We start from the raw sequence: 9,986 nt of genomic DNA on the forward strand, positions 1-9,986 counted from the left end.
GGAAGTTCAGCAGGGCTTCGAGGCGGCCCTGGGAAATTTCCGGCTGGTACGGGGTGTAGGCGGTGTACCAGGCCGGGTTTTCCAGGAGGTTGCGCAGGATCGGCGACGGCGTGTGGGTGCCGTAGTAGCCCTGGCCGATGAAGGTCTTGAACAGCTGGTTCTGGCCGGCGATGCCCTTGATCATCGCCAGGGCGTCGGCTTCGCTCAGGCCGTCTTCCAGGCCGAGCACGCTGGTGCCCTTGATGCTGTCGGGAATGACGCTGGCGCTCAGGGCTTCGAGGGAATCGAAACCGAGGGTGTTGAGCATGGCCTGCTCGTCACCGGCGCGGGGGCCGATGTGGCGGGCGATGAATTCGTCATGGGTGTCGAGGCGGATGGTCATGGGGTGTCCTCACGCGTCGGTCTGGTCTTGGATCAGGCGGTCGTAGGCAGCCTGGTCCAGCAGTTGGCCTACAGCGTTAGCGTCAGCGGGCTGGAAGCGGAAGAACCAGCCCTGGCCCAGCGGGTCTTCGTTGACAAGCTCCGGGGTGCTGTCCAATTCCGAATTCACTTCCAGCACCTCGCCGTCCAGCGGCATGCCGATGCTGCTGGCGGCTTTCACCGATTCCAGCACCGACACTTCGGCACCGGCATCAAAGCTGCCCAGCTCGGGCACCTGAACGAACACCACATCCCCCAAGGCCTGTTGGGCAAACGCCGTGATGCCAACGGTGACAGTGCCGTCAGTTTCGGTGCGCAGCCATTCGTGATCGACGGTAAAACGCAATTCGCTCATATCAACTCCTCATTGTTCAGACTCATCCGCTGCAGGTGGCGGAGGGCGATGGGCAGGCTCGTGTTGAGCTTGGCTGGAGGAGAGATAGCAAGGGAGGTGCCAAGGTTTATTTGTTGTTTTAAATCAATGGCTTAGTGTTTTATAAGACTGTTTCGGGGGCGGCTGGCGTATTGAAATCAATACAGGCAGGAGAGGGGAAGGGGCCAAAGCCCGGGCCAGACAGATTGAGAGGGTTTTGTCTTGATTTCGATACGCTGTATCGATTCGAAGACTATATCGAATGCCACTCAATCCCTGTGGGAGCGGGCTTGCTCGCGAAGGCGTCGGGTCAGCAACTCTGTAGGTGCCTGACACACCGCCTTCGCGAGCAAGCCCGCTCCCACATTTGATCGAGGCTGTCTTACGATTTGTTGGGTATGCCGTATTTGCGCAGCCGGATGGCGATCGCGCTATGGGAGGTTTGCAGGCGCGCCGCAAGCAAGCGGCTGGACGGATAGCTGCGATACAGTTTTTCCAGAAGATTCTTTTCAAACCCTTCGACGGCATCCTCGAGGCTGCCCACCTCGCCATCGTTCTGCCGCTCCACCGCCGTCCTGGCAATGTCGAGATCATCAATATCCACCAACGGATTCTCACAAATCGCCGCCGCGCGAAAGATCACGTTTTGCAGTTGCCGTACGTTCCCCGGCCAGCGGTTGCCGAGCAGGGCGGGAAAGGTGCTGGGCGCCAGGCGGCAGACCGGGCGCTGGATCTGTGCGCAGGCTTGTTGCATGAAGTGCTGGGCCATCAACAGGATGTCATGGCCCCTCTCGCGCAGCGGCGGTACTTGCAGGTTGAGCACGTTGAGGCGGTAGACCAGGTCTTCGCGAAAGTGCCCCTCGTTGACCATTTTTTCCAGGTCGCGGTGGGTCGCGCTGAGGATCCGCACGTTGACCTTGACCTCACGATCGCCACCGACCCGCCGGAAGCAGCCATCGCTCAAGAAGCGCAGCAACTTGGCTTGCAGATACGGCGACATCTCGCCGACTTCGTCGAGAAACACCGTGCCCTGGTCGGCCAGTTCCAGCAGCCCGAGCTTGCCGCCCCGTTGCGCGCCGGTGAACGCGCCGGGGGCGTAGCCGAACAGCTCGCTTTCGGCCAGGCTCTCGGGCAGCGCCGCGCAGTTCAGGGCCAGGAAGGGCGCGTCCCGCCGACCGCTGATGGCATGACAGGCGCGGGCCACCAGTTCCTTGCCGGTGCCGGTTTCGCCCTGGATCAACAGCGGCGCATCGAGGGCCGCCACCCGTTGCGCGCGGGCCTTGAGCGAGCGGATCGGCGGCGATTCACCGAGCAGCGCATCGAAACCTTCGGCGTGATCATGGTGCAGCGCCGACAGGCGTTCGCCGATGCGGTTGGGTTGATACAGGGTGAGCAGGGCGCCGGCGTCGGTGATCGGCATGGCATCGAGCAGCAAGGTGTGGCCGCCGAGGCTGACCTCGTGCATGGGCAGGCGGAAGTGGTGGGCGATCAAGGTGCGTTGCAGATCGGCGTCGTCGAACAGTGCGCTCAGGGATTCACCGGCCGGTTCGCGACCGCACAGGGCGATCAATGCCGGATTGGCCAGCAGCACGTGACCGCGATCGTCCACCGCCAACACCGGGTCGGAACTGGCGGCGAGCAGGGCATCCAGTTGCAGGCGCCGACGTTGCCCGGGAAGGATGTCGACCATGGTCACCGCCTGCACGCCGCGCACGCCGAACAGGGCCTCGCGCAACTCTTCCAGCACTTCGGTGCCGAGGGTCGGGGCATCGATGTAGACGTTCGGCGGTACCATCTCCACGGCGTCCAGATTGAAGCTGCGCCCGCCGAGCAGGGCCAGCACTTCCTGGGTGATGCCGACGCGGTCGATGAAGGTGACGTGGATGCGCATGACGGACCTGCAAAATTGGCAAACGAAAATCAGTATGCCGGGGGCTCTTGGAATTTGGCGAGCGTGATGTCACGGGTTGCCGGTTTTACGCGCACTGGCCGCCAGGTCCTCGAGGAACGCCTGCAGGATCGGCGGCGGTGCCACGCCGCGCCGGGTGATCACGTCGAACGGTGATCGCAAGCGCAAACTCCCCGGGGCCAATTGGTGCATCTCGCCACTCTTGACCCATTGCGCGGCGAAGTGCTCCGGCAGGAAACCCAGGTAGGCGCCGGAAATGATCAGGATCGCAGTGGCTTCGATGTTGTCCACGGTGGCGGCCGCCTTGCTCACGCCCAGGTGTTCGAGGTCGTATTGCTGCATGTAGCCGCGCACGACGATCCGCCCGGCCGCGACTTCTTCGAGCAGTTCCTCACCCTCAGCCTGGCTGCCATACAGCGGATGCCGGCGCCCGCAATACAAGCCCAGCGCTTCCTGGTACAGCGGCGATTGCAGCAGGCCCGGCACATGGATCGGAAAGTGCCCGATGGCCAGGTGCAGGCGACCGTCGAGCACCCGTTCTTCCAGCTCGGCGGGGGTGCCGACGTACACATTCAGGTGCACGTCATGCCCGCGCGACACGAAGCGCTGGGTGGTGCGCGGAATGGGCGAGTCCGGGTCGGTGATGGTGGTGTCGATGATCCCCAGATTGAGCTTGCCGCTGATGTGCTGCTTGAGCACGTCGGCGTCCATGCAGAAATTTTCCACCGCCGACAGCAGGCGCTGGGTCGCCTCATGGATCGCCACCCCTTGCTCGGTCAGGCGGAACCCGCTGCGCCCGCGCTGGCACAGCTTGACCCCAAGGCGGGTTTCCAGATGAGTCATCTGTTCGCTGATCGTTGACTGCCCGGCATTCAACGCCGCCTGGGCGGCGGAGAAACCGCCGCAGCGGACGATCGTGGCAAACACCCTGAGCAACTTCAGATCGACATCGTGCAGTTGAATCACGTTGACCTCCGGCCTGTGGATGCATCGGTAATGCCGATATGAGTATCTGATGTTTAGCATTTTTTCCACGAAAACCTGCGCCCATAGTCACTCCAACGGCGGTCGCCTTGCAGTTCCGCCAAGCCGATAACAAGAAGTGGAGAGGCTAGAAATGTCGAACAACGGTTATGAATCCGGTCGTCTGAACCTGCCATTCGTGGGTCATTGCACCTTTGGCAAATCCCCGGTGTGCACCGATTGGGATGCCCTGGATGCCGACGTCGCGGTGCTTGGCGTGCCCAACGACATGGGCACCCAGTGGCGCTCCGGCGCACGCTTCGGACCACGCGGGATCCGTGAAGCATCGACGCTGTTTTCCTTCGGCCACGCCGGCGCCTACGATCACGAAGATGACGTGATGTACCTCACCGCCTCGGACGTGCGCATGGTCGACGTCGGTGATGCCGACATCGTCCACACCGACATGGCCACCAGTAACAAGAACACCGAATACGCCGTGCGCAAGATCCTCGATGCCGGTGTGATGCCGGTGGTGCTCGGCGGCGATCACTCGGTGCACGCGCCGGTGATCAAGGCCTTCGAAGGCCGTGGTCCGATCCACATCATCCACTTCGATGCGCACCTGGACTTCGTCGACGAGCGCCACGGCGTGCGTTACGGCCACGGCAACCCGCTGCGCCGCGCCTCGGAAATGAACCACATCGTCGGCATGACCCAGATGGGCATCCGCAACGTCTCGTCGTCCAACCGCGACGACTACGAAGCGGCCCACGAAGCGGGCTCGAAGATCCTCTCGGTGCGCGATGTGCGTCGCCTCGGCGTCGACGGCGTACTGGCGCTGATCCCGGAAAACATCAACTACTACATCACCATCGACATCGACGGTTTCGACCCGTCCATCGCGCCGGGCACCGGTACCCCGAGCCACGGCGGCTTCCTCTACTACGAAGTGCTGGAAATCATCCAGGCCCTGGCCAAGCGCAGCAAAGGCAACATCGTTGGCATGGACCTGGTGGAGGTTGCACCGGTGTACGACCCGACCGGCATGACCTCGATCCTCGCCGCGCAACTGCTGCTCAACAGCATCGGTTTCATCTTCCACGAGCGTGGCAAGGTACGTGCGGCCGCCGAGAGTGAAGCGACACTGGCTTAAGAGCAGGCCTGAACATCGAAACCCATACCCCGGCAGTGCCTGACTGCCGGGCAGAGAGAATAAAAATGGACACGATCGTCAAGAGTTACCTGCAAAAATTCGGCGTGAGCGAAGCCACCCAGACCTTCCTCAGCAAAGTGCAGAAGATGTTCATCGGCGGCGCCTGGGTCGAAGCCAGCGACGGCCAGACTTCCGATGTGATCGAGCCCTCGACCGAAGGCCTGATCACCCGCATTCCCATGGGCACCACCGCTGACCTGGACCGCGCCGTGTTAGCCGCCCGTGCGCAGTTCGACGGTGGCGAATGGAGCCAGGCCAAACCGGCGCAACGGGAACGCCTGATCCAGCGCCTGGCGGACTTGATCGAGCAGAACGCCGCGGAACTCGCGCAAATCGAATCGATCGACATGGGCAAGTCGGTCGCCTTCGCCAAGGACGTCGACATCCAGGGCACCGTCGATACCCTGCGCTATTTCGCCGGTTGGGCCACCAAGCTCCACGGCCGCACCGTCGAGCCTTCGCTGCCGGGCAATTACCTGGCCTATACCCGCAAGGAAGCGGTGGGCGTGGTCGGTGCCATCGTGCCGTGGAACTTCCCGCTGCAAACCATGGCATGGAAACTCGGCGCGGCGCTGGCCACCGGTTGCACCGTGGTGGTCAAACCCGCTGAGCTGACCTCGCTTTCGGCTTTGCGTTTCGCTGAACTGGTGCAGGAAGCGGGCATTCCGGACGGCGTGATCAACATCGTCACCGGGCGTGGCAGCGTGGTCGGTGCGGCCATGACCACCCATCCCGGCATCGACAAATTGACCTTCACCGGTTCGACCCCGGTCGGCCTTACCGTTGGCCGCGCGGCGCTGGACGACATGAAGCGCCTGACCCTGGAACTGGGCGGAAAGTCACCGGTCATCGTGTTTGCCGATGCCGACATTCCGGCGGCGGCACAAGCGGTCGCCAACGGGGTGTTTTTCAACTCCGGGCAGGTATGCGACGCCGGCACGCGGGCCTATATTCATAGCAGTGTCTACGAGCAATTCCTGGGTGAGCTCATCGCCTATACGCGCACCCTGAAAATGGCCCCGGGCCTGGACCCGGACTGCTTCATCGGCCCACTGGTCTCGGCCCTGCAAAAGCAGCGCGTGACCGAGTACATCGAGACCGGCAAGGCCGAAGGCGCCGAACTGGTCTACGGCGGCCAACCGGTGGATGGCCCTGGCTTCTTCGTCGAGCCGACCATCTTCGCCAATTGCCGCAACGACATGCGCATCGTCCAGGAAGAGATCTTCGGTCCGGTGCTGGTCACCGCACCCTTCGACGATGAGGAAGAGGCGCTGGCCCTGGCCAATGACTCGGTCTACGGCTTGGCGGCGGCCCTGTACTCCAACGACCTGGGCAAGGTGCACAGCCTGATTCCACGCCTCAAGGCCGGCTCGGTCTACGTCAACGCCCACGGCACCCTGGACCCGTCGATGCCGTTCGGTGGCTACAAGCAGTCCGGCTTCGGCAAGGACCTGGGCGCGGAGCAGCTCGACTACCTGCTCGAAACCAAGGCGGTGTGGATCACGCTGCCAGCCTGACGCCTGCCCTTTGTAGGAGCGAGCTTGCTCGCGAAGAGGCCGGCACATTCGACAAATATGTTGCCTGACCCAACGCTTTCGCGAGCAAGCTCGCTCCCACAGGTTTTTCGTCATTTACACGTTTGAACATCAGGAACGGCATGGAGGCCCCCCGGGCGTCGTTCACCCGAAGAATGCGGTTATCTCGTCATGATCTTCCAACAATAAGAGTCCATCATGAACACAAACGCCAAGTCCGCCACGAGTGTGTCCTCCCTCGATGACAAGTCCGTCGTCGAGGGGCATTCGATTGACTTCATCCCCGAGGACGAACGCACCGACAAACTGTCGAGCCAGGGCCCGTTCTGGTTCCTCGGCAACTTCACCTTCTTCACCATGACCATCGGCTTCGTCGGCCCGAGCGTCGGCCTGACCGCGCTGTGGACCACGCTCGCCGGCACCCTGGGCATCATGTTCGGCACGCTGTTCATGGCGTTTCACGGATCCCAAGGCCCGCACCTGGGCTTGCCGCAGATGATCCAGTCCCGTGCGCAGTTCGGTTACCGCGGCGTGATCCTCGTGCTGCTGGCGACGCTGTTCGTGTTCGCCGGGTTCAACATCGTCAACCTGGTCCTGATGATGCAGGGCCTGCACACGCTGTTCGGTTTCAACCCCGCAGTGATCGCGGTGGCGGTGACCATTCCGGCGGCGGTGTTGGCCATCCTCGGCCATGACTGGATGCACCGCAGCTTCAAATGGGCGTTGTACCTGTCGCTGCCGCTGTACGGCCTGGTGACCCTGGCGGTGGTGATGGGCTGGGTGCCGGATGCGGTCTTGCCGGCACTGGCCGAAGGCGAAGTGGCCCCGGCGCCGCTGGGTTTCAACTGGACCGGTTTCATCGCCCAGTTCGCGGCGGCGGCAAGCTACAACATCGCCTATGCCCCGTACGTATCGGACTACTCGCGCTACCTGCCGAAGAACACCTCCAGCGGCAAGTTGATCGCCGTGGTGTTCCTCGGTGCTTCGCTGTCCGGTGCGTGGATGATTTCCGTCGGTGGCTGGCTGGCCGATCACCTGCACTCAACCGACGTGCTGGTGGCCCTGGGTCAAGTCGGCAACACCGTGTCGCCGCTGATCGGCACCGCGGTCGTGGTGGTGACCATCCTGGCGTTCCTGCCGGTGATCGCGATGAACATCTACAGCGCCAAGCTGACCACCCTGACCTGTGTCGATTCGATCAAGCACATCGAGCCAACCCGCAAGGCGCGGATCCTCGCCATCGCCTTCGTGATCCTGTTGCAACTGGGCGTGGCCCTGAGCATCCAGAGTTCCGGCAAAGGCCTGTCGGTGCTCGGCATCTACCTGGTGGTGATGCTGTACTTCCTGGTGCCCTGGACCTCGGTCAACCTCACCGACTACTTCTTCGTGCGCAAGGGCCGCTACGCCATCCCGCACTTCTTCATGCCCCACGGCAACATCTACGGCAGCTGGGGCCTGCGCGGTATCGCCGCCTATGCCATCGGCTTCCTCTCGATGATTCCGTTCTTCTACATCTACGACGGCGTCGAGCAGCGCGAAGTCTATGTCGGCCCGCTGGCCAAGGCGCTGGGCAGCATCGACATCGCCTGGCTGGTGGGGCTGATCGTCTCGGGCCTGGCGTACTACTGGCTGAGCCGCTCGATCGACCTCAAGCGCGAAGAAGCGGTGATCCAACAGATCGAGAAGACCTCCCCGCAATACACCACCGGCGACACGCTGACCCACAAACAGTCACCACAACCGGTATTCACTGAATCGACGGTCGGGAGATAGCTATGACCACGCAAAGAATGTCTACACAAAAATACGACTACATCATCATTGGCGCAGGCTCGGCAGGTTGTGTGTTGGCCAACCGCCTGAGCGAAGACCCGGCCACCTCGGTGCTGGTCCTGGAGTTCGGCGGCAGTGACAAGAGCGTAGTGATCCAGATGCCCAGCGCATTCTCGATCCCGATGAACACCAAAAAGTACAACTGGCGCTACGAAACCGAGCCGGAAACCTACCTCAACGGCCGGCGCATCCACTGCCCACGGGGCAAGGTGCTGGGTGGCTCGTCGTCGATCAACGGCCTGGTGTACATCCGCGGCCACGCCCTGGATTTCGACGAATGGGAATCCCTTGGCGCCCAGGGCTGGGGCTACAAGCATTGCCTGCCGTACTTCAAGCGCGCCGAAAGCTACGAGTCCGGTGGCGACAGCTATCGCGGGCAGACCGGGCCGCTGCACACCACCAACGGCAACAACATGAAGAACCCGTTGTACGGGGCCTGGGTCGAAGCCGGTGCCGAGGCGGGCTACATCAAGACCGAAGACTGCAACGGCTACATGCAGGAAGGTTTCGGCGCGATGCACATGACCGTGAAGAACGGTGTGCGCTGTTCCACCGCCAATGCCTACCTGCGTCCGGCCATGGGCCGTCCGAACCTGACGGTGATCACCCATGCGATGACCCGCCAGGTCATCCTTGAAGGCAAGCGTGCGGTGGGGGTCATGTATGACCACGGTGGCCAGACCCACCAGGTGTATTGCAACCGCGAAGTGCTGATCGCGTCCGGGCCGATCGGTTCGCCGCACCTGCTGCAACGCTCGGGCATCGGCCCGGCCGCGGTCCTGCGCAAGGCCGGGATCGGCGTGCGCCATGACCTGCCGGGGGTAGGGGAGAACCTGCAGGATCACGCCGAGGTGTACATCCAGTTCGGCTGCAAGGAACCGGTGACCCTCAACAGCAAGATGGACCCGCTGAGCAAACTGATGATCGGCCTGCGCTGGCTGCTGTTCAAGGACGGCCTGGGCGCCACCAACCACTTCGAGGCCGGTGGCTTCATCCGCTCCGAGAAGGGCCTGCGCTGGCCGGACATCCAGTTCCACTTCCTGCCGGCAGCGATGCGCTACGACGGCAACAAGCCGATCAAGGGCCACGGCTTCATGGTGCTCACCGGTCCCAACAAACCGAAAAGCCGGGGTTATGTGCGGGTGCGTTCGGCCGATCCGTATGAGCATCCGGAAATCCGCTTCAACTACCTGGAGCGCGAAGAGGACCGCGAAGGCTTCCGCCGCTGCATCCGCCTGACCCGCGAGATCATCGGCCAGAAAGCGATGGACCGTTTCCGCGACGGCGAAATCGCCCCCGGCGCGCTGGTGACCAGTGACGAAGACCTCGATGCCTTTGTCCGTGACAACCTCGAAAGCACTTACCATCCGTGTGGCTCGTGCCGCATGGGCGAGGACGACATGGCGGTGGTGGACTCCGAACTGCGGGTGCATGGCATCCAGGGGTTGCGGGTGATCGACTCCTCGGTGTTCCCGACCGAGCCGAACGGCAACCTCAATGCGCCGACCATCATGCTCGCCGAGCGGGCTTCGGATCTGGTGCGTGGGGTGAATATGTTGCCGGCGGCGGATGTGCCGGTGGGGCTGGTGGAGAACTGGGAAAACAGCCAGCGCACGACATTGCCGGGGCGTAACGTGCGGGTCTAACTGCGATCACGATCCATTGTGGGAGCGGGCTTGCTCGCGAAGGCGGAGTGTCAGTCAATACATGTGTCGACTGACACTCTGCTTTCGCGAG

Annotated in this window: 7 protein-coding genes and 1 pseudogene; 4 read left to right on the forward strand and 4 right to left on the reverse strand. The window is 62.7% G+C overall.

What is annotated here, in order from left to right; all coding sequences use genetic code 11:
* The 4 genes and pseudogenes from SOP85_RS30035 to SOP85_RS30050 form a co-directional block, all read right to left on the reverse strand.
* A pseudogene (locus SOP85_RS30035) lies at window positions 1–382 on the reverse strand (glycine dehydrogenase (aminomethyl-transferring)); the annotation flags it as partial.
* A gap of 9 nt (window positions 383–391) precedes the next feature.
* Window positions 392–775, reverse strand: coding sequence for a glycine cleavage system protein GcvH (gene gcvH / locus SOP85_RS30040; RefSeq protein ID WP_323629285.1), 384 nt, complete (start codon window positions 773–775; stop codon window positions 392–394).
* 400 nt (window positions 776–1,175) lie between these two features.
* Complete coding sequence (locus SOP85_RS30045; protein ID WP_323629287.1) at window positions 1,176–2,684, reverse strand: sigma-54-dependent transcriptional regulator; 1,509 nt, start codon at window positions 2,682–2,684, stop codon at window positions 1,176–1,178.
* A 69-nt stretch (window positions 2,685–2,753) separates the two neighbouring features.
* Window positions 2,754–3,668 (reverse strand): LysR family transcriptional regulator, encoded by a 915-nt coding sequence (locus SOP85_RS30050; RefSeq protein ID WP_274076579.1) that lies wholly within the window; start codon window positions 3,666–3,668, stop codon window positions 2,754–2,756.
* Window positions 3,669–3,819: 151 nt separating this feature from the next.
* Here SOP85_RS30050 and speB point away from each other — a divergent pair, with 151 nt between their 5' ends.
* The 4 genes from speB to betA all read left to right on the forward strand — a co-directional run bounded on the left by speB (window position 3,820) and on the right by betA (window position 9,895).
* A complete protein-coding gene (gene speB / locus SOP85_RS30055) occupies window positions 3,820–4,821 on the forward strand; it encodes an agmatinase (protein ID WP_323629289.1) in 1,002 nt (333 codons plus the stop codon).
* Between the two features lie 65 nt (window positions 4,822–4,886).
* The gene (locus tag SOP85_RS30060) at window positions 4,887–6,398 is read left to right on the forward strand and encodes an aldehyde dehydrogenase family protein (protein ID WP_323629290.1); all 1,512 of its coding nucleotides are present in this window, start codon (window positions 4,887–4,889) and stop codon (window positions 6,396–6,398) included.
* Window positions 6,399–6,614: 216 nt separating this feature from the next.
* Window positions 6,615–8,189: a purine-cytosine permease family protein gene (locus SOP85_RS30065; RefSeq protein WP_323609256.1), complete on the forward strand. Its 1,575-nt coding sequence runs from the start codon at window positions 6,615–6,617 to the stop codon at window positions 8,187–8,189.
* Window positions 8,190–8,206: 17 nt separating this feature from the next.
* Window positions 8,207–9,895 (forward strand): choline dehydrogenase, encoded by a 1,689-nt coding sequence (betA, locus tag SOP85_RS30070; protein ID WP_323609276.1) that lies wholly within the window; start codon window positions 8,207–8,209, stop codon window positions 9,893–9,895.
* Window positions 9,896–9,986 lie beyond the last annotated feature (91 nt).

Source organism: Pseudomonas sp. YuFO20, assembly GCF_035064975.1.
GTDB classification, from domain to species: Bacteria; Pseudomonadota; Gammaproteobacteria; order Pseudomonadales; family Pseudomonadaceae; genus Aquipseudomonas; species Aquipseudomonas putida_AE.